This is a genomic window from Actinomycetospora straminea (genome assembly GCF_028737255.1).
GTDB classification, from domain to species: domain Bacteria; phylum Actinomycetota; class Actinomycetes; order Mycobacteriales; family Pseudonocardiaceae; genus Actinomycetospora; species Actinomycetospora straminea.
This window is the reverse complement of record NZ_JAQZAN010000001.1, coordinates 56,742-75,909: the sequence shown is the minus strand read 5'-3', so window position 1 is coordinate 75,909 and position 19,168 is coordinate 56,742. Positions and strand designations below refer to the sequence as shown.

The following is a 19,168-nucleotide window of genomic DNA, read 5'->3' as shown; positions in this document are numbered from 1 at the left end:
TGGACGCGTCACCGCCCCGTCACGGGGATCCACGCCGTCAGGGCCACCGGCTAGCGTGGTGGCCCGTGACACTCCGGGACGATCTGCGCCGGGTCGCCTACTCGCTCTACGAACGCCGGCTCCGCCGGCGCGGGGCGACGAGCGCACCGCCTCGTCACATCGGGGTCATCCTCGACGGCAACCGGCGCTGGGCGCGCGAGGCCGGGCTGGCCGACCCGAGCGCGGGACACCGCGCGGGCGCGGCGAAGATCGTCGACCTGCTCGACTGGAGCCAGGAGGCCGGCGTCGAGCTGGTCACCCTGTTCCTGCTCTCGACCGACAACCTCGACCGGCCCGCCGCCGAGCTCGACGCGCTCCTCGAGATCATCGCCTCGGCGGTCGAGGGGCTCGCGGCCCCGGACCGGCGGTGGCGGCTGCGCGTCGTGGGCAACCCGGACGCCCTGCCGCGGGCGATCGCCGAGCGGGTCGACGCCGCCGCGTGCAGCACCGCGGGCCGCGACGGGATGCAGGTCAACGTCGCGATCGGCTACGGCGGGCGTCAGGAGATCGCCGACGCCGTGCGCAAGCTGCTGCTGCGCCACGCGGAGGCGGGCACGTCGATCGAGGAGCTCGCCGAGGTCCTCGACGTCGACCACATCGCCGAGCACCTCTACACCTCGGGCCAGCCCGACCCGGACCTCGTCATCCGCACCTCCGGCGAGCAGCGCCTCTCGGGATTCCTCATGTGGCAGTCCGTGTACTCGGAGTTCTACTTCACCGAGGCGTTGTGGCCGCAGTTCCGGCACATCGATTTCCTGCGCGCCCTGCGCGACTATTCACGGCGGAATCGCCGCCTCGGTCAGTAGGAACACGGAAACGGCCCCGGGAGCGGTGCTCCCGGGGCCGTCGTGACCTGCGTCCTCGCGTCGGCCGTGCCATCCCCCGATGGGCACGGTCGCGCGCAGATCCGAGGGCGCCCTCCGTGGCGCCTCGTCACTCAGTCGTTGTCGTACGAGCTGAGGACGCCGAGCTGGTTGATCGGGGCCTGGATGTTGGTGTTGTTGATCCCGATCAGCTGGTCGCCGGTGTTGATCTGGTCGCCGCCGACGGCCGTGGCGCTGCTGCTGCTGCCGCCGCCGCCGTCGTCGTCGTTGTCGTCGCGGCCGCCGTGGCCGTGGCCGTGGTGACCGCCGTGGTGACCGCCGCGGTGGCCGCCGCGGTCGTCGTCGTCGCAGTCGTTGTCGTAGCTGCTGAGCACGCCGAGCTGGTTGATCGGGGCCTGGAGGTTGGTGTTGTTGACGCCGACGAGCTGGCTGCCGGTGTTGCCCTGCCGGCCGCCGACCGCGGTCGCGCTCGCGCAGTCGCTCGAGGAGTGGTGCTCGTCGTGGCCGTGGTCGCGCGCCTCGCCGGCGTTCGCCAGGGGAGCGAGCGAGATCATGCCCGCCGTCGCGCCCAGGACGACGATTCCCGCCTTCTTCAGCATCCAGTGCTCCAGTTTCGTTCGTGGTCATCGGCGGGAATTCGGGGTTCCCGTCGAATGGCTCCAGCCCCACGGACGGTGCGGCTGACGGGAGAAAAGCTATCCGCCGCCCGAGCAGCATTTCCAGCGGCGGCCCACCATCGAGTGATTGACAATTCCGAGCGCGACTGTAGTGCGATATCCGGGTGATCCACCGCGCGGCCGCGCCCCGTTCTCCGCGGCCGGCGGGGCATTCAGTGGCGGTGCGTCGCAGCCCTCGACACCCGGGTGTCGTATCAAGGGCCGAGCGCTGCTGGACGAGGCTCCGGAGCGCCACTCGGCGTAGCCTCGTCCGGTGGTTGCGGACCCGGGCCCGGGCGGGGGTCTCGACGGGCTCGCGCGGGCCTACGTCGACCTCGCGCTGCGGCTCGACCGCGTGCTGCCCGGGGTGCTCGACGCCCACTTCGGCGACCCCGCCCACGCCGCGCGGGTCGCGGCCGCACCGGCGCCCGACCCCCACGACCTGGTGCGCGAGGCCGACCGGCTGCGCGCCGAGCTGGCCGGAGCCACGACCGGCGCCACCGCCGGCCCCGCCACCGATCCCGCCACCGAGGCCGCCCGTGTCGCCTTCCTCGACGCCCAGCTGCGGGCCTGCCGGGTGCTCGCGGAGCGGGCCGCCGGGCGGGACGTCGGCTTCGTCGACGAGGTCGAGCGCTGCTTCGACGTGCGGATCGCCCGCGGCGACGAGGACCGCTACCGCGCGGCCCACCGCGACCTGGACGCCCTGCTCGACGGCCCGGGCGCGCTGCCCGACCGGCTCGCGGCGTTCCGCGACGGCGACCGCCTGGCCGCCGGGCACCTGCGCACCGCCCTGGGCGCGGCCGTCGATGCGCTGCGCGAGCGGACCGCGGCCACCGTCGGGCTGCCGCCCGGCGAGGACGTGACGCTCGAGGTCGTCGACGCCGCGCCGTGGAGCGGGTTCAGCCGCTGGATCGGGCCCCGGCGCTCCGCGGTCGCCGTCAACGGCGGCATCGGGCACCGCGTCACGCACCTGCCCCTGCTCGTGGCGCACGAGGCCTACCCGGGCCACCACACCGAGCACTGCCGCACCGCCGCCGACCTCGCCGACGCCGCTGCCGACGGTGCGGGACGGCGCGTCCGCCCCGAGCGCGAGGTCTTCCTCGCGCGGACCCCGCAGAGCCTCGTGGCCGAGGGTGCCGCCGAGCTCGGCCTCGAGGCGGTGGTCGGGCCGGGGTGGGGCCGGTGGAACGCCGAGGTCCTCGGCGCCGCCGGCGTGCCCACCGACCCGGAGCGGGGCGCGCTCGGCGAGGCCGTCGAGGACGTCATGGCCCGGCTCGCGCCGGTGCGCCAGGACGCCGCGCTGATGCTGCACGACGAGCACCGCTCGCCCGACGAGGTCGTCGCGCACCTGTGCCGCTGGCTGCTCCTCGACGAGCCGCGGGCGCGGCGGATGCTCGAGTTCCTCGGCCACCCCCGCTGGCGCACCCACACCACGACCTATGTCGAGGGCGCCCGCCTCCTGCGCCCGTGGCTGCTGGGCGCCGACGGCTCCCGCCCGGCCGAGGTGGTCACGGCGCGTCTCGTCCGCGTGCTCGACGCCCCGCCCACACCGGCCGAGCTGCGGGCCGAGCGCCGGGCCGAGCTGCGTGCCGACGTCGCCGTGTGACCCCACCGTCGACCCATCGGCATGCCGTCCGGGCGCCGGCGCTGCGCCGAACGGTCGGCGGTCGCCGCAGGGACCCGGGAGATCGGTGAGTCACGTCACCAACTCGTCACGCTCGTCGCGCGACAACGACCGGCTACCGGCGGTAGCGTCCGCCCCGACGGACCCGCACCGGATGCGGGGCGTCCGGGGAGGCCGGTAGTGGCAGATCGGGGCGGGACGGGGACGTCCACCGCTCGCGGAGCAGGTGCCCACGCGGCACCGCGCACCGCGGTCGGCGCGACGCGACCGCCGCGCTCCGGTCCCGGGGGAGGGCCGGCACCCGGCACTGCCCCGCGATGGCGCAGGACGGCCCCCGGGCCGCGCCACCGCGCCGTCGAGCCACCGGGCTAGTCGACCCGTTCCTCCGAGGAACACAGTGGTCGCGGGTGCCGTGGCCGCTCGAGGGAGTAGTCGTGAGCGCAGCACCAGCCGAGCGTCCCGCTTCCGTGAGCACCGCCAGCACCCCCGCCCTGGACCCCGCCGGGGCCGCGGACGGCGTGCGCTGTTACGTCCTCGACACCTCCGTGCTGCTGTCCGACCCGTGGGCTCCCACGCGGTTCGCCGAGCACGAGGTCGTCCTCCCGCTCGTGGTCATCTCCGAGCTCGAGGGCAAGCGTCACCACTCCGAGCTGGGGTGGTTCGCCCGCGAGGCGCTGCGACTGCTCGACGACCTCCGCATCAACCACGGCCGCCTCGACCAGCCGCTCCCGATGACCGCCGAGGGCGGGACGCTGCGCGTCGAGCTCAACCACTCGGACCCGTCGGTGCTGCCGGCCGGGTTCCGGACGGCCGAGAACGACAGCCGGATCCTCGCCTGCGCGCTCAACCTCGCCGCCGACGGTCACGCGGTCACCCTCGTCACCAAGGACATGCCGCTACGGGTCAAGGCGGCGTCGGTGGGCCTGCCCGCCGACGAGTACCACGGCCAGGACGTCACCACGACGGGCTGGACGGGCACCGCCGAGGTCACGGCCACGCCCGACGAGGTGTCGACGCTGTTCGCCGACGGGCTCGCCGACGTCGAGACCGCCCGCGAGCTGCCGTGCCACACGGGGCTGCGCCTGCTCGGGGGCACCTCGTCGGCGCTGGGCCGCGTCACCCCGGACAAGCAGGTGCGCCTCGTGCGCGGCGACCGCGACGTGTTCGGCCTGCACGGCCGCTCCGCCGAGCAGCGCATCGCGATCGACCTGCTCTCCGACCCCGACGTCGGCATCGTGTCCCTCGGCGGGCGCGCCGGCACCGGCAAGTCGGCGCTCGCACTCTGCGCCGGGCTGGAGGCCGTGCTCGAGCGCCAGCAGCACCGCAAGGTCGTCGTCTTCCGTCCCGTGTACGCGGTCGGGGGCCAGGACCTCGGCTACCTGCCCGGCGGCGAGAACGAGAAGATGGCGCCCTGGGCGCAGGCGGTGTTCGACACCCTCGGCGCGCTCGTCTCGTCGAACGTGGTCGAGGAGGTCATCGAGCGCGGGATGCTCGAGGTCCTGCCGCTGACCCACATCCGCGGGCGCTCGCTGCACGACGCCTTCGTCATCGTCGACGAGGCCCAGTCGCTGGAGCGCAACGTGCTGCTCACCGTGCTCTCGCGGCTCGGCACCAACTCGCGCGTCGTGCTCACCCACGACGTGGCCCAGCGCGACAACCTGCGCGTCGGGCGCCACGACGGCGTCGCCGCCGTGATCGAGAAGCTCAAGGGCCACCCGCTGTTCGCCCACGTCACGCTGACCCGGTCCGAGCGCTCGCCGATCGCCGCGCTCGTCACCGAGATGCTGGAGGGCGAGCGGCTCTGACGGTGGTCGCAGCGAACGGGTATCTCGCTGCTTCTATGCGCACGAGATACCCGTTCGCTGCTCACCAGCCGGCGGGCAGCGGGCGGCCCTCCGCGAAGCCCGAGGACGACTGCACGCCCAGCACGGCGCGGGCGTGGAACTCCTCGAGGGTCGCCGCGCCGGTGTAGGTGCACGCCGAGCGGAGGCCCGCGCAGATCGAGTCCAGCAGGTCCTCGACGCCCGGGCGCTGGGGGTCCAGGCGCATGCGCGAGGACGAGATGCCCTCCTCGAACAGGCCCTTGCGGGCGCGGTCGAAGGCGCCGTCGCCGCGGGTGCGGGCGCTGACGGCGCGCTTGGACGCCATGCCGAACGACTCCTTGTACGCCGCGCCGTGCTCGTCGCGCAGCAGGTCGCCGGGCGACTCGTAGGTGCCGGCGAACCACGAGCCCACCATCACCGCCGACGCCCCGGCGGCGAGCGCCAGCGCGATGTCGCGGGGGTGGCGGACCCCGCCGTCGGCCCACACGTGCGCCCCCGCCGCCCGGGCCGCGGCCGCGCACTCGGCGACGGCCGAGAACTGGGGCCGTCCGACACCGGTCGCCATGCGCGTGGTGCACATCGCGCCGGGGCCGACGCCGACCTTGACGACGTCCGCGCCCGCCGCGACCAGGTCGCGCGTGCCCTCGGTGGTGACGACGTTGCCGGCGACGAGGACGGCCTCGGGCGCGGCGTCCCGGGCGGCGGCCAGCGCGGCGAGCATCTTCTCCTGGTGCCCGTGCGCGGTGTCGACGACGAGCACGTCGACGCCCGCGGCACCCAGCTCCTTGACCCGCGTCGCGACGTCGCCGTTGACCCCGAGCGCCGCGGCGACCCGCAGGCGCCCGTCGGCGTCGACCGCGGGCCGGTAGACCTCGGCGCGCAACGCGCCGGTGCGGGTGAGGATGCCGGCGAGGCGGCCGTCCTCGTCGACCCCCAGCGCGGGCGTGCCCGCGTGCGCGGGGTCCTGCAACGCGTCGAACACCTCGCGCGGGGCCGTCGTCACCGGCAGCGTCACCGCGGGGGACAGGACGTCGGCGAGGCGGGTGAAGCGGTCGACGCCGGTGCACGCCGACTCGTTGACCACGCCCACCGGCCGTCCGGCGTCGTCGACGACGACCACCGCGCCGTGCGCGCGCTTGTTGACCAGGTTGAGCGCGTCGGCCACGGCGTCGCCGGGGTGCAGCACGACCGGCGTGTCCCACACGGTGTGCCGCGACTTCACGCCCGCGACGATGTCGGCGACGGCCGCCGGGTCGACGTCCTGCGGGATCACGGCGAGCCCGCCGCGGCGCGCCAGCGTCTCGGCCATGCGCCGGCCGCTGACCGCCGTCATGTTGGCCGCGACGACGGGGATGGTGGCGCCCGACGGGTCGGCGACACCGAGGTCGACGTCGAAGCGGGACGGCACGTCCGACCGGGTCGGGACGAGGAACACGTCGTCGTAGGTCAGGTCGTGGGGCGGGCGCTCGCCGTCGAGGAACTGCACGTGTCACGAGCCTACGCGTGGCGATCGCCGCGCCGCGCTCCCGACCCGTGATCGGCCGGGCAGAGTGGGGACGTGCCGACCGTGCCGACCGTGCCGACCCGCCCCACCGCGCCCCGCGCCGCCGCCCTCGCCCGCACCTTCCGCGCCGTCGCGATCGCCGAGGCCTGCTCGTGGATCGGGCTGCTGGTCGGGATGGCGTTCAAGTACCTCGTCGTGTTCGACGACCTCGGTGTCCGCGTGTTCGGGCCGATCCACGGCGCGCTGTTCGTCGCCTACGTCGTGATCGCGCTGGTCACGGCCCGGGTGTTCCGCTGGGGCGCGGTCACCACCCTGCTCGCGCTGGCGGCCAGCATCCCGCCGGCGGCGACGATCTGGTTCGAGCGCCGAGCCGTGCGCCGCGGCGAGCTCGGCGACGAGCGAACGGGGAGTTGGCGCGCGTAGAAGCAGCGAACCGCCCGTTCGCTGCACCAGCTCAGCCGCGCAGCCCCCGCACCGTCTCGATCGTGTCGGCCTCGGACGCCGGCTTGTCGTCGCGGTAGCGGACCACCCTGGCGAAGCGCAGGGCCACGCCGCCGGGGTAGCGGGTGGAGGTCTGGACGCCGTCGAGCTCGATCTCGACGACGATCTCCGGACGCAGGTACACCGTGTTGGAGTCCCGGTGTGTCTCGTACCGCGGGAACGTCTCGGTCTGCCAGGCGAGCGTCGCGTCGGTCATGCCCTTGAAGGTCTTGCCGATCATGACGAAGCCGCCGTCGGGGTCCCGCGCCCCGAGGTGGATGTTCGACAGCCACCCGCGCCGCCGCCCCGAGCCCCACTCGCAGGCCAGGACGACGAGGTCGAGCGTGTGCGACGGCTTGACCTTCTGCCACGCCCGCCCGCGCCGGCCCGCCGAGTAGGTCGAGTCGAGGGCCTTGACCATCGACCCCTCCTGCCCCGCGGCCAGCGCGTCGGCGACGGCGGCTTCGGCCTGCGCGACGGTCGGGCGGACGACGCCGGGGATGAGCCGGTCGCCGACGACCTCGGCCAGCACCTCCCGGCGCGCCGCCAGCGGCTCGTCCACGAGGTCGAGGCCGTCGCGGTGCAGGCAGTCGAAGAACCACGGCTGCATGGCCCCGCTGCCCAGGCCCTTCATCGACTCCTGGAACGGGCGCGGCCGGCCGTCCTCGGCGACCGCGAGGGTCTCGCCGTCCAGCACGACGGTGTCGACGGGCAGGGTCCGCGTCAGCGCGACGATCTCCGGCACCGCGTCGGTGATCTCGTGCAGCGTCCGCGACCACACCCGCACCTCGTCGCCGCGCCGGTGCACCTGGATGCGCGCCCCGTCGAGCTTGTGCTCCACGACGACCCCCGGGTCGCCGTCGGGGGCGCCGAGCTCGGCCAGGGCCGCGGCGAGCGAGTCGCCGGGCGAGGCCAGCATCGGGCGCAGCGGCCGCATGACCTCGAGCCCGACCGCGCCCAGCTCGACGACGGGGTCGCCGCCGGTGAGGGCGACGTGCGCGGTGGCCGGGAGCCGCCCCGAGAGCATGAAGGCCCGGCGCACGGCGTCGGCAGGGACCTCGGCCGCAGCGGCCACCGCCTCGATCATGATCCCCTCGAGGGCGCCCTGGCGGAGCTCGCCGCCGAGCAGCCGCACGAGGAAGCGGCCCTCGTCCCCGGTCGCCGCGTCGAGCAGGCCGGCGAGCTCGGCGGCACGCCGCGCCCCGACGCCCGTCCCCGAGCCGGCGAGCGCGGCCAGCCGGTCGAGGGCGGCGTCGACGTCGCCGACGGTCAGCGTCGAGGTCGTGGCCGGCGTCGGGGTGACGGCCTGCAGCGTGCGCCAGCCGATGCCGGTGCGGCCCTGGAGCATTTCGCCGGCCAGCCACGCCGTCGCCGGGCGGACCTCGCCGGGCTCCAGGGACGCCAGCAGCGTCGCGAGCGCGGCCGTCTTCGCCTTGCGGGAGCGCGTCGCCGCCACCTCGCCGGAGGTGGCGACGACCGCGCCGAACAGCGTCACGACGTCACGAGGAGGAGTCGACCCGCGTCATCGCCAGCACGTCGAGCGCCTCGTCGAGCTGCTCCTGCGTGAGGCGGCCGTCCCGCACGTAGCCCTCGTCCTCGATGACCTCGCGGATGGTCTTGCGCTCCTTCATCGCCTGCTTGGCGATCTTCGCGGCCTCCTCGTACCCGATGAGGCGGTTGAGCGGCGTGACGATCGCCGACGACGACTCGGCGTACCGGCGGCACGCCTCCTCGTCGGGCACCGTGTCCTCGAGGACCCGGTCGGCGAGCAGGCGGGCGGCCGCCGAGAGCAGCCGCGCCGACTCGAGGACGTTGTAGCCCATCACCGGCATCATGACGTTGAGCTCAAGGTTGCCCTGGCTGCCGGAGAACGCGACGGTCGCGTCGTTGCCCATGACCTGCGCGGCGACCATCATCGTCGCCTCGCAGATCACCGGGTTGACCTTGCCGGGCATGATCGACGAGCCGGGCTGCAGGTCCGGGATGCGGATCTCGGCGAGACCGGTCGAGGGCCCCGAGGACAGCCAGCGCACGTCGTTGGCGATCTTGTAGAGGCTGACCGCGACGGTGCGCAGCGCACCCGAGGCCTCGACGAGCCCGTCGCGGGCGCCCTGGGCCTCGATGTGGTCGCGGGCCTCGGAGAGCTCGGGGATGCCGGTGGCCTGCCGCAGCTGCTCGACGACCCGGCCGCCGAAGCCCTCCGGGGTGTTGATGCCGGTGCCGACCGCGGTGCCGCCGATCGGGAGCTCGGCGAGGCGGGGGAGCACGGCGCGCAGGCGCTCGGTGCCGTGGCTGCACTGGCTCGCCCAGCCCCCGGCCTCCTGGCCCAGGGTGATCGGCACGGCGTCCATGAGGTGCGTGCGCCCCGCCTTGACGACGTGGCGCCACTCCTGGGCCTTGCGGTTGAGCACGGCGCCCAGGTGGTCGAGCGCCGGGACGACGTCGCGCACGATCGCCTCGGACGCGGCGACGTGGATGGTGGTCGGGAAGACGTCGTTCGAGCTCTGCGAGGCGTTGACGTGGTCGTTCGGGTGGACCTTGTGCCCGCTCGCCCGCGAGGCGAGGGTCGCGATGACCTCGTTGGCGTTCATGTTCGAGCTCGTGCCCGAGCCCGTCTGGAACACGTCGATGGGGAACTCGCCGTCGTGGGCGCCGGAGGCCACCTCGTCCGCGGCCGCCGCGACCGCGTCGGCGAGGTCGGCGTCGAGCACCCCGAGCTCGCGGTTCACCCGCGCGCACGCGCCCTTGACCAGCCCGAGCGCCCGGATCTGCGCGGGCTCGATGGGACGTCCGGAGATCGGGAAGTTCTCGACGGCGCGCTGGGTCTGCGCGGCCCACAGCGCGGCGGCCGGCACCCGGACCTCGCCCATGGTGTCGTGCTCGGTCCGGTACTCCTGCTCGTCGGTCATGGTGCGCAGTCTTTCACCGGGCTCAGCGGACCACCTGCACGGTGTCACCCGGCGAGAGGTTCGCGAAGAAGCGCTTCGAGGCCGTCGTCCCGAGGTGGATGCACCCGTGCGAGCGCTCCGAGAGGCTGCCGGTGTGGAACGCGATCGCCGGCGCGAAGAACACCGAGTACGGCATGTCGGCGTCGTAGAGGTTGCTGACGTGGTCGCGGTCCTTGTAGTCGACCGTGAAGGTGCCGGTCGGTGTCGGGTCCTTGCGCGTGCCGCCCAGCGCGCCGACCGGGCCGTAGGTGACGGTGCCCGCGCCGTCGGTGAGCCACGCCCGCTGCTCGGAGAGGTCGACGCAGGCGTCGACGTTCGCGGCGCACGGCGTCCCGGCGGTCATGGCGACCGCCGGCGCGGGCGGCACGGCCGCGGGTGGCGCTGCCTGGGCCGGGAACTGCACCGGGAGCTGCACCGGGGCGGGGACCTCGGTGGGCGCCGCGGTCGCGCCGCCGGCCCCGACGAGGAGCGCGGCGAGCACGCCGAGGATCACGGTCAGCAGGGCGGACGGGGACCGGTGCACGCGCGTCGACACGGGGACCTCCGAGAAGATCTGGTCACATCGGACTACCCCGAGTGACGCCGGATCATCCCATCCTCGTGCTAGAGGGACGAGTGCTCGGGGCCCCACGCCGGGGTGACGTCGGGGTCGTCGTCGCGTCCGCCGAAGTCGACGTTCGAGTACTCCCGCAGCTTGTGCAGGCGGTGCCAGGCGTCGATCATCCGCACGGTCCCGGACTTCGAGCGCATCACCAGCGACTGCGTCGACGCGCCGCCCGCCCGGTAGTGCACGCCGCGCAGCAGGTCACCGTTGGTGACGCCGGTGGCGCAGAAGAAGATGTTCTCGCCGCGGACGAGGTCGCCGGTGCGCAGCACGCGGTCGAGGTCGTGGCCCGCGCCCAGCGCCTTCTCGCGCTCGGCGTCGTCCTTGGGCCAGAGCTTGGCCTGCATCTCGCCGCCCATGCAGGCCAGCGCCGCCGCGGTGATGATGCCCTCGGGCGTCCCGCCGATGCCGAGCAGGATGTCGACGCCGCTCTCCGGGCGTGCCGCGGCGATGGCGCCGGCGACGTCGCCGTCGGAGATGAAGCGGATGCGGGCGCCGGCGTCGCGGATGTCCTGGACCAGCTGGTCGTGGCGCGGCCGGTCGAGCACGACCACCGAGACGTCGGAGACGTTGATGCCCTTGGCCCGGGCGACCGCGCGCAGGTTGTCGCGCACCGGGGCGTTGATGTCGACCACGTCGGCGCACTCCGGGCCCACGGCGAGCTTCTCCATGTAGAAGACCGCGGACGGGTCGAACATCGCGCCGCGCTCGGCGACCGCGAGCACGGCCAGTGCGTTCGGCATGCCCTTGGCCATCAGCGTGGTGCCGTCGACGGGGTCGACCGCGACGTCGCACTCGGGGCCGTCGCCGTTGCCGACCTCCTCGCCGTTGTAGAGCATCGGGGCCTCGTCCTTCTCGCCCTCCCCGATGACGACCGTGCCGCGCATCGACACCGAGCCGATGAGCTTGCGCATCGCGTCGACGGCGGCGCCGTCCCCGCCGTTCTTGTCGCCGCGGCCGACGAAGCGGCCGGCGGCCATGGCGGCGGCCTCGGTGACCCGGACGAGCTCGAGCGCGAGGTTGCGGTCGGGCTGCTCGGGGGACCGGACGCGGGACGCGGCTTCCTGCGAGCTCACCGGGTGCACCTCCGTGGGGCGGGGCGGGGTCGTGGCGGGGGTCGTGCCAGGGATCGTGACGGGGCCTGGCGGTGATCCCGCCGGACGGACCGCCCATCCTCGCAGAACCGGGCACGTCGGGCCGGTGCGCGGAGGCGCCTCACACCACGGATTGCGAGGATGGCGCCGTGGCCACCTCCCCGAGCGATCCCGGCGCGCGTGACCCCGGACCCCGCAGCGGGCCGGCGGCGCTGCTGCGGGGCTTCGTGGTGCTCGGCGTCGCGGTGCTGCTGCTGGCGGGGCTGCTGCGCGCGTGCTCGTTCGCCCCGGGTCAGCCGGAGGTCGACCGGAACAGCCTGCCCCGGGTCGACCCGGCCGCCGAGCTGCGCCGCGCCCAGCCCTCGGTGGGCGTGCCGCTGCGGGTGCCGACGCTGCCGCCGGACTGGATCGCGCAGTCGTCCGACGTCGTGCTCGTCGGCCCGCCGGGGGCCACCGCGGTGCCGCGGGCGGCCCGCGTCGGGTGGGTGACGCCCGAGGACGAGTTCGCGCGCCTCGTGCAGTCCGACGCCGACGAGGTCGCGCTGGTCACCTCGGAGGCCGGCGACCCGACCGCGGCCGGCACGGCGGAGGCCGGCGGCCGGACGTGGGTGACGCACACCGGGCGGCGCGGCGAGACGCTGTGGGTCACCGACGTCGACGGCGTGCGCCTGCTCGTCACCGGCAGCGCGCCGGTCGAGCGCTTCCGCCAGCTCGCCGAGGCCACGCTCGTTGCGCCGTTCGTGCGCTGAGGCGACTCACCAGCGGTCGCGCGGCGGGGGGCCCCAGCCGTCGTCGGCGTCGGGGCGGGGCTCGCGCCGGTCGGCGTCGCGGCGGGGGGTCTCGCGGGCCACGCCGACGCGGTCGTCCTCCCCGCGGCCCGGCGGCGCCGACCAGCCACCGGTCCACGCCTGCTCGTCCGGACCGGCGGTGGGGAGGGCGCCGGAGGGTGCCGACGGTGCCGGGTGCCCGGCCGGCTCGTGCTGCCGGGGCCGGCCGTCGGTCTCGGTGGGGGCGGCGTACGGCTCGGCGCGGTGGGCCTGCGGGGCGTAGGTCTGCTCGGCGTGGGGCTCGGCGCGGTGGCCCTGCCCGGCGTGGGGCTCGGGCGACGGGCCGGCGGGGGACGGGGCGGGCCCGGGCGCGAGGTGCAGCGCGGCGGCCACCCCCTCCCGCGCGAGCGAGTGCACGCTCTCGCGCAGCGCCCGGGTGGCGGCGGCGCGCAGTTCGGCGGAGAAGCGCGGCGAGGGGGCGAAGCGGCCGAAGGTGTCGCGCAGGAAGTGCAGCAGCAGGGTCGCGGTGGAGCGCGAGCGCCACATCGTCCAGCCGACGTAGAGGTCGCGGCCGTAGGGCTGGACCAGCAGCATCGCCCGCTCGCTGTACTGCTCGAAGATCAGTACGGGGACGCCCGCCACGCTCGACGGGCGGACCTCGGCGGGGCTGCGGCGCGCCTCGGCGGCGGCGCGCACGTACTCGAACGCGGCCCCCGCCGCATCGCCGCGGTTCTCGAGCAGGCGTGCGTGCTCGGCGATCGGCTCCTTGGCCGGCGCGAAGAACGACGCCAGGCCCGCGAGGTAGAGCACCACGATGACGAGCCCGAGCAGCAGGGACACGACGTCGGTGAGGTCGTCGGGCGACGACATCGCGGCCAGGTAGTCGATGACCGCCTTGAGCAGGAGCAGCACCGTCGGCACGACGAGGAACAGCAGCGTGCGCATGAGGTGCGGCGCGAGCATCCGGTAGGTGACGACGTCGTCGACGAGGCCGTCGGGCTCGACGTGCTGCTGGATCTCGCGGTGGTAGTCGGCGTGGGCGCCGGACACCGCCCGGTCGACCTCCCCGCCGCCGCTGCTCCCGTTCGGGGTGTACGGGCTGCTCATGGGCGTCGAGTCTGCGCCATCGCGGCGTGCGCGCGGGTGTCCCTCGCCCGGGTGTCGCCCGGCTGCCTCAGCCGTCGTCTCAGCCGTCGTCCGAGCCGTCGTCGCGGTGGCCGCCGTCGGCCTCGCCCAGCGCGGTCTCGACACGCTCGCGGGCGCCGGCGAGGTGGCGCTCGCAGAGCCGGGCGAGGGTCTCGCCGCGCTCCCACAGCGCGAGCGAGTCCTCGAGGCTCAGCCCGCCGGCCTCGAGCCGTGCCACGACCTGCTCGAGCTCCGCCCGCGCCTCCTCGTAGCCCGGCTCGGCGCTCTCCGTCATGCGCGCCATCTTCCCCCGTGCCGGGGAGGTGCCGTCACCGACACTCGACGTCCGTCACGGTACGTCGCCGACATCCCGGGCCTCAGTCGTCGTCGCGGTCGGTGACGGGGTGGACGACGGCGTGCACGGCGCCGTCGGCGAGGCGTACGCGGAGGTGGTCGCCGGCCGCGGGGGTCTCGGCGGAGCGCAGCACCGGGGCGTCCACGGCGTCCCCGTGCTGCACGATCGCGTAGCCGCGGGCGAGGGTCGCGGCGGGCCCGAGGGCGGTCAGCGAGGCCCGCAGGTGGCGCACGTCGGCGGCGCGGGCGGTGAGGCCGGCGTCGAGCACCTGGCGGGCCCGGGCACGCAGGGCCGCGACGGCGTCGGCGCGCGCGGTCACCGGGCCGAGCGGGTCGGCGAGCACCGGACGGCGGCGCAGCGCGGCGAGCCCCGCCTCCTCGCGCTCGACCCAGGCGTGCAGGGCGCGGTGCGCGCGGCGGCGCAGCTGCGCGAGGTGCGCGGTCTCCTCGGCGAGGTCGGGGACGATCCGCTTCGCGGCGTCGGTCGGTGTCGCGGCGCGGAGGTCGGCGACGTGGTCGACGAGCGGGGTGTCGGGCTCGTGCCCGATCGCCGAGACGACGGGCGTGCGGCACGCCGCCACCCCCCGGCACAGCGCCTCGTCGGAGAACGGCAGCAGGTCCTCGACGCTGCCGCCGCCGCGGGCGAGCACGATCACCTCGACGTCCGGGTCACGGTCGAGCGCGCGCAGGGCGTCGAGGATCTCCGGGACCGCCTGCGCGCCCTGGGTCGGGGTGTTGCAGGTGCGGAAGCGCACCGCCGGCCACCGTGACGTCGCGACCGTGACGACGTCGTGCTCGGCGGCACTGGCCCGCGAGGTGATGAGGCCCACGCAGCGCGGCAGCCGCGGCGGGCGGCGCTTGCGACCGGGGTCGAACAGGCCCTCGGCGGCGAGCAGCGCGCGCAGGCGCTCGATGCGGGCGAGCAGCTCGCCGACCCCGACCGGGCGGATCTCGTCGACGCGCAGCGACAGCGTCCCGCGCCCGAAGAAGTACGACGGCCGGCCGTGCACCACCACCCGTGCGCCCTCGGCCAGCGGCGGCACGGCCCCGCGCACCATGGTCGTCGGCGCCGTCAGGTTGATCGACACGTCCGCGGCGGGGTCGCGGAGCACGAGGAACGCCGTGCCCGTCCCGGGCCGCGCGGTGACCTGCGTGAGCTGGCCCTCCACCCACACCGCGCCGAGCCGCTCGATCCAGGCCGCGATCTTGCGCGCCACCGTGCGGACCGGCCACGGCTCCTCGGCGCTGGTGGGCGGCGGGGTGGTCACTCGGCGTGCAGCGTGGCGATCCGGTTGGACAGCATCGTCACGAACGGCGGGCGCGCGGCGTGCGCCTGCTCCCAGGCGAGCAGCTCCTCGACGTCCTCGACCGACAGCGAGCGCAGCTTCCCGCGCAGCTGGGCGATGGTCATCGACTCGTAGCCCGGCAGCACGTCGGGGGTCACCGACGCCGTCTCGCCGTCCTCGCCGACGACGCCCAGCGCGGGCGCGGAGGCGTGACCGTTGACCCGCGGGGTGCCGGCGAGGTCGGTGCTCTCCAGCGAGGTGTCGTCGACCTCGTACGACGCGTACCCGCTGGGCAGCGCCTCGGGCAGGTCGTCGTCGAAGCGCGCCCACGACGGGGCCTCCTCGACCGGCCGCATCCCGTCGAGCGCGGTGTCGCCCTTGATCGCCAGCTCGGTGACGACCTGCTGCGCCCGCATCGTCATCTGCAGCACGCGGCTGACGGCCGTGATGGGCAGGCCGGCGACCGTGCGCGGGAGGTCCTTGGCCTCCTCGACGGCGGTGACGACCAGACCGGCGGCGACCCGCACCGGGAACGGGAGCGAACTCATACGCCACAGGGTGCCAGCAGCGGGCGGATGATGTGCGGACGGCCACGGGCGGGGTCGCGCGTCCGGTCGGTGACGCGCGTCGCCCGTAGGCTGGTGGTATGTCCCCTGAGCACCCGGCCGAGCCCGCCAGCGCGCCCCGCGTGCTGCTCGCCAAGCCCCGCGGCTACTGCGCCGGCGTCGACCGCGCCGTCGTGGCCGTGGAGAAGGCGCTGGAGACCTACGGCGCGCCCGTGTACGTCCGCAAGGAGATCGTGCACAACCGCCACGTCGTGAACACCCTCGCCGAGCGCGGCGCGGTGTTCGTCGAGGAGACCGACCAGGTGCCCGAGGGCGCCACCGTCGTCTTCTCCGCGCACGGCGTCTCCCCGGCGGTGCACGCCGAGGCCGCGGCACGCGAGCTGCGCACCGTCGACGCCACCTGCCCGCTGGTCACCAAGGTGCACCAGGAAGCCAAGCGCTTCGCTCGCGACGACTACGACATCCTGCTCATCGGCCACGAGGGCCACGAGGAGGTCGAGGGCACCGCCGGCGAGGCGCCCGACCACGTGCAGCTGGTCGACGGTCCGTCCGCCGTCGCCGACGTCACCGTGCGCGACCCCGAGAAGGTCATCTGGCTCTCGCAGACGACGCTGTCGGTCGACGAGACGCTCGAGACCGTCCGTGCCCTGCGCGAGCGCTTCCCCGCGCTGTCCGACCCGCCGTCCGACGACATCTGCTACGCCACGCAGAACCGCCAGGTCGCGGTGAAGCAGATGGCGCCCGAGTGCGACCTCGTGCTGGTCGTCGGGTCGCGCAACTCCTCGAACTCCGTGCGCCTCGTCGAGGTCGCGCTGCAGGCCGGCGCCGACGACGCACACCTCGTCGACCACGCCGGCGAGATCGACGAGGCGTGGCTGTCCGGGGTGCGGACGGTCGGTGTGACCAGCGGCGCGTCGGTGCCCGAGATCCTCGTGGGTGACGTCCTGCACTGGCTCGCCGAGCGCGGCTGGGTCGACGTCGAGGAGATCACCACGGCGAACGAGAAGCTGACCTTCTCCCTACCCCGCGAGCTCAAGCGCGACATGAAACCGCAGGCGGTGCGGTAGGTCCCGTCACCAGCCCGGCGGGGTGGGACCTCGCCGGGTCGGGGGCCAGGTCGCGAGCCGTGTCCTCGGGACACGGGTCGGGCGGGTCGGTGCTCGTCGCGGCAGCCATCGCGCCCGAGATCGAGGGTGAGGGGCACGTTCCGCCTGATCGACGGGCCTGGTGACCTGCCGAACGTGCCTCTCGCGGCCCGTCGGGGACGGCGAGACCCGGTCAGCGCGGTTCGTCGGGCCCGTCGACGCGGCGGGGCACGCGGCGGACGCCGGGGCCGAACTCGTCGTCCGGATCGTCGGGACGCACCGGCCGGCGGCGGTCGTCGGCCGGGCGCCGGCCGTCGTCGCGCGCGGGCCGGGCCTGGATGCGCACCCGGCGGGGTCGGTCGAGGTCCTCGCGGTCGCGGGGGTCCCGGTCGCGCGGGTCCCGGTCGCGGTCGCGGCCCTTGGACGGCCGGTCCCGGTCCCGGTCCTTGGGCGGCCGGTCGCGGTCGCGGTCCTTGGGCGGCCGGTCGCGGTCGCGGTCCTTCGGCGGACGGTCACGGGGGTCCCGGTCGCGGGGCTCCCGGTCGCGGGGGTCCCGGTCACGCGGGTCGCGGTCGCGGGGGTCCCGGTCGCGGGGGTCCCGGGGCGGCCGGGCGGGGCGCTCGGGGCGGGCGTCGGGGTCGAGCTCGTCCTCGGGCCGCTGGTAGGGCTCGAGGCGCGAGCGGATGAAGCCGAGCGCGAGGCAGATCGCCGTGGTGACGGCGAGGCTGGGGAAGGCGTTGACCAGCGGCCCGCCGACGGCCAGCAGCGTCGAGGCGGTGCCGCCGGAGCGGGGGAGCGAGCCGGTGGCGGCGACGACCACCGGCACCCCGATCGCGAGCAGCAGCGGCGGCTGCACGAGCGGGACGAACAGCGAGTCGCGGCGCGCCCACGCGGTCGCGAGGATGCAGCCGGCGGCGAAGCAGGCGGTGAAGACGACTCCGAGCTCGCCGGCGGTCAGCAGGTCGACGGCGATGCCGAGGCCGGTGAACGCCGCGCCGAGCGCCAGCGAGCCCCACCACCGCAGCCCGCGCAGTGACCGGACGACGGAGCGCTCGCCGGGACCGACGGCCCCGGTCCCGGCGTCCTCCCGTGTACTGGTCACCCCTCAACGCTAGCGGTCGGGGTGTGCCGTTCCGTCCGGCCGCCACGTCGCCCCGCGATCTCCGTGACGTGGACCACCCGAACGCCCTACGCGGTCGTGCCGGCGTCGTCGGCGGGCGCCCGCGGGCGGCGTTCGACCTGATCCGGGCCCTCGAGCTCCGCGCTGGTCACCGACAGGTCCGCGAACCGACGGGCGCTGACGAGCACGCGCGACTCCAGCGAGCTCACCGTCTCGTTGAACGACCGCACGCTGCCGTCGAGGGACCGGCCGAGGCGGGTCAGGTGTCCCGAGAGCGTCGCCAGCCGGCCGTGCAGCTCGCGGCCCAGCGCGTGCACCTGCGCCGCGTTGTGCGCCAGCGCCTCCTGCCGCCAGGCGTAGCCGACGGTGCGCAGCAGGGCCATGAGCGTGGTGGGCGTCGCGATGACGACGTCGGCGCCGAACGCGTGCTCGAGCAGCGCCGGGTCGGCCTCGAGCGCCGCGGAGAGGAACACCTCGCCCGGCACGAACATCACCACGAACTCCGGCGACGGGTCGAAGCGCCGCCAGTAGGCCTTGGCGCCGAGCGCGTCGACGTGCGCGCGGACCTGCTTGGCGTGCGCCGCCACCCGCTCGCGGCGGGCGGCGTCGTCGCGGGCCTCGGTCGACTCGACGTACGCCGCGAACGGGACCTTGGCGTCGACGACCACCTGCTTGCCGCCCGCGAGGTGCACGACGAGGTCGGGGCGCTGGGCGCCGTCGTCGTCGCTGCCCGCCGCGTGCGCCTGCCGGGTGAAGTCGCAGTGCTCGACCATGCCCGCGAGGTCGACGACCCGCTCGAGCTGCAGCTCGCCCCAGCGCCCGCGCACGTGCGGGGCGCGCAGGGCCCCGGCCAGCGCCCGCGTCTCGCCGGCGACGCCCTGCGCGCTGGTGGCCACTGCCCCGACCTGCTCGCGCAGCGAGGCGAACGCGACCTCCCGCTCGCGCTCCGCGCCGGCGAGCTGGCGCTCCATGCGCTGCAGCGTGGCGGCCACCGGCTCGAGCACGCGGTCCAGCGCGTCCGACGACGCCGCGCGGACCGCGGGCACCATCGCCCGCTCGCGCTCGCCGGCGCCCCGCCGTTCCGCGTCGAGCTCGGCCCGCGCCGCCGCCACCTCGGCGCCGGCCCGCCGCACCGCGTCCGACACCGCCGCGTCCCGCCACGCCCGGGCCAGGCGCAGCGCGACCCACGCGCCGATCGCCGCGCCCAGGACGAGGCCCAGCAGGAGGCCGGCGAGCACACCCTCCACGGTCATGGTCGGCAAGGATGGA

The 19,168-nt window shown here is 75.4% G+C and carries 18 protein-coding genes; 6 read left to right on the top strand and 12 right to left on the bottom strand.

Features of this window, described 5'->3' with window-relative positions; all coding sequences use genetic code 11:
- Window positions 1-83: 83 nt before the first annotated feature.
- Entirely contained in the window at window positions 84-845 is a 762-nt protein-coding gene (locus tag PH190_RS00410) for an isoprenyl transferase (protein WP_420791557.1), read from the top strand.
- A gap of 131 nt (window positions 846-976) precedes the next feature.
- Here the strand turns inward: PH190_RS00410 and PH190_RS00405 are convergent, their stop codons facing one another.
- Window positions 977-1,462 carry a hypothetical protein gene (locus PH190_RS00405; RefSeq protein ID WP_274229528.1) on the bottom strand — a complete coding sequence of 162 codons (486 nt, stop codon included), beginning with the start codon at window positions 1,460-1,462 and terminating at the stop codon, window positions 977-979.
- A 331-nt stretch (window positions 1,463-1,793) separates the two neighbouring features.
- Between PH190_RS00405 and PH190_RS00400 the strand changes: the two genes are divergently transcribed.
- Both PH190_RS00400 and PH190_RS00395 read left to right on the top strand, forming a co-directional pair.
- Window positions 1,794-3,125, top strand: a complete 1,332-nt coding sequence (locus PH190_RS00400; RefSeq protein ID WP_274229527.1) for a DUF885 domain-containing protein — start codon at window positions 1,794-1,796, stop codon at window positions 3,123-3,125.
- A 485-nt stretch (window positions 3,126-3,610) separates the two neighbouring features.
- Window positions 3,611-4,948, top strand: coding sequence for a PhoH family protein (locus PH190_RS00395; RefSeq protein WP_274229526.1), 1,338 nt, complete (start codon window positions 3,611-3,613; stop codon window positions 4,946-4,948).
- A gap of 61 nt (window positions 4,949-5,009) precedes the next feature.
- Here the strand turns inward: PH190_RS00395 and guaB1 are convergent, their stop codons facing one another.
- On the bottom strand, window positions 5,010-6,452 hold the full coding sequence (guaB1, locus tag PH190_RS00390) for a GMP reductase (protein ID WP_274229525.1): 1,443 nt from the start codon (window positions 6,450-6,452) through the stop codon (window positions 5,010-5,012).
- Between the two features lie 72 nt (window positions 6,453-6,524).
- Here guaB1 and PH190_RS00385 point away from each other — a divergent pair, with 72 nt between their 5' ends.
- A complete protein-coding gene (locus PH190_RS00385) occupies window positions 6,525-6,893 on the top strand; it encodes a DUF3817 domain-containing protein (protein WP_337993774.1) in 369 nt (122 codons plus the stop codon).
- Between the two features lie 31 nt (window positions 6,894-6,924).
- On the opposite strand, the gene PH190_RS00380 is transcribed toward PH190_RS00385, so the two are convergent.
- The 4 genes from PH190_RS00380 to glpX all read right to left on the bottom strand — a co-directional run bounded on the left by PH190_RS00380 (window position 6,925) and on the right by glpX (window position 11,578).
- Window positions 6,925-8,445: an ATP-dependent DNA ligase gene (locus PH190_RS00380; protein WP_274229524.1), complete on the bottom strand. Its 1,521-nt coding sequence runs from the start codon at window positions 8,443-8,445 to the stop codon at window positions 6,925-6,927.
- Window positions 8,446-8,449: 4 nt separating this feature from the next.
- Window positions 8,450-9,859 (bottom strand): class II fumarate hydratase, encoded by a 1,410-nt coding sequence (locus tag PH190_RS00375; protein WP_274229523.1) that lies wholly within the window; start codon window positions 9,857-9,859, stop codon window positions 8,450-8,452.
- Window positions 9,860-9,881: 22 nt separating this feature from the next.
- Entirely contained in the window at window positions 9,882-10,433 is a 552-nt protein-coding gene (locus PH190_RS00370) for a L,D-transpeptidase (protein ID WP_274229522.1), read from the bottom strand.
- 68 nt (window positions 10,434-10,501) lie between these two features.
- Window positions 10,502-11,578: a class II fructose-bisphosphatase gene (gene glpX, locus PH190_RS00365; RefSeq protein ID WP_274229521.1), complete on the bottom strand. Its 1,077-nt coding sequence runs from the start codon at window positions 11,576-11,578 to the stop codon at window positions 10,502-10,504.
- A 167-nt stretch (window positions 11,579-11,745) separates the two neighbouring features.
- On the opposite strand from glpX, the gene PH190_RS00360 reads away from it, so the two are divergent.
- On the top strand, window positions 11,746-12,345 hold the full coding sequence (locus tag PH190_RS00360) for a DUF4245 domain-containing protein (protein ID WP_274229520.1): 600 nt from the start codon (window positions 11,746-11,748) through the stop codon (window positions 12,343-12,345).
- A gap of 6 nt (window positions 12,346-12,351) precedes the next feature.
- Here the strand turns inward: PH190_RS00360 and PH190_RS00355 are convergent, their stop codons facing one another.
- The 4 genes from PH190_RS00355 to PH190_RS00340 all read right to left on the bottom strand — a co-directional run bounded on the left by PH190_RS00355 (window position 12,352) and on the right by PH190_RS00340 (window position 15,676).
- Window positions 12,352-13,470, bottom strand: a complete 1,119-nt coding sequence (locus PH190_RS00355; RefSeq protein WP_274229519.1) for a hypothetical protein — start codon at window positions 13,468-13,470, stop codon at window positions 12,352-12,354.
- Window positions 13,471-13,549: 79 nt separating this feature from the next.
- Window positions 13,550-13,783, bottom strand: coding sequence for an exodeoxyribonuclease VII small subunit (locus tag PH190_RS00350; RefSeq protein WP_274229518.1), 234 nt, complete (start codon window positions 13,781-13,783; stop codon window positions 13,550-13,552).
- An 82-nt stretch (window positions 13,784-13,865) separates the two neighbouring features.
- Window positions 13,866-15,110: an exodeoxyribonuclease VII large subunit gene (xseA, locus tag PH190_RS00345; protein WP_274229517.1), complete on the bottom strand. Its 1,245-nt coding sequence runs from the start codon at window positions 15,108-15,110 to the stop codon at window positions 13,866-13,868.
- The gene (locus PH190_RS00340) at window positions 15,107-15,676 is read right to left on the bottom strand and encodes a lipid droplet-associated protein (protein ID WP_274229516.1); all 570 of its coding nucleotides are present in this window, start codon (window positions 15,674-15,676) and stop codon (window positions 15,107-15,109) included. The genes xseA and PH190_RS00340 overlap by 4 nt, the downstream gene beginning before the upstream one ends.
- A 98-nt stretch (window positions 15,677-15,774) precedes the next feature.
- Between PH190_RS00340 and PH190_RS00335 the strand changes: the two genes are divergently transcribed.
- Window positions 15,775-16,761 carry a 4-hydroxy-3-methylbut-2-enyl diphosphate reductase gene (locus tag PH190_RS00335; protein WP_274229515.1) on the top strand — a complete coding sequence of 329 codons (987 nt, stop codon included), beginning with the start codon at window positions 15,775-15,777 and terminating at the stop codon, window positions 16,759-16,761.
- 211 nt (window positions 16,762-16,972) lie between these two features.
- Here the strand turns inward: PH190_RS00335 and PH190_RS00330 are convergent, their stop codons facing one another.
- Complete coding sequence (locus PH190_RS00330; protein WP_274229514.1) at window positions 16,973-17,881, bottom strand: DUF6542 domain-containing protein; 909 nt, start codon at window positions 17,879-17,881, stop codon at window positions 16,973-16,975.
- Window positions 17,882-17,967: 86 nt separating this feature from the next.
- The gene (locus PH190_RS00325; RefSeq protein WP_274229513.1) at window positions 17,968-19,152 is read right to left on the bottom strand and encodes a DNA recombination protein RmuC; all 1,185 of its coding nucleotides are present in this window, start codon (window positions 19,150-19,152) and stop codon (window positions 17,968-17,970) included.
- Window positions 19,153-19,168 lie beyond the last annotated feature (16 nt).

Coding starts and splice junctions, on each gene's coding strand:
- PH190_RS00355 (WP_274229519.1), bottom strand. CDS start 13,470: ATGAGCAGCCCGTACACCCCGAACGGGAGCAGCGGCGGCGGGGAGGTC.
- PH190_RS00340 (WP_274229516.1), bottom strand. CDS start 15,676: ATGAGTTCGCTCCCGTTCCCGGTGCGGGTCGCCGCCGGTCTGGTCGTC.
- PH190_RS00335 (WP_274229515.1), top strand. CDS start 15,775: ATGTCCCCTGAGCACCCGGCCGAGCCCGCCAGCGCGCCCCGCGTGCTG.
- PH190_RS00350 (WP_274229518.1), bottom strand. CDS start 13,783: ATGACGGAGAGCGCCGAGCCGGGCTACGAGGAGGCGCGGGCGGAGCTC.
- PH190_RS00405 (WP_274229528.1), bottom strand. CDS start 1,462: ATGCTGAAGAAGGCGGGAATCGTCGTCCTGGGCGCGACGGCGGGCATG.
- PH190_RS00375 (WP_274229523.1), bottom strand. CDS start 9,859: ATGACCGACGAGCAGGAGTACCGGACCGAGCACGACACCATGGGCGAG.
- PH190_RS00325 (WP_274229513.1), bottom strand. CDS start 19,152: ATGACCGTGGAGGGTGTGCTCGCCGGCCTCCTGCTGGGCCTCGTCCTG.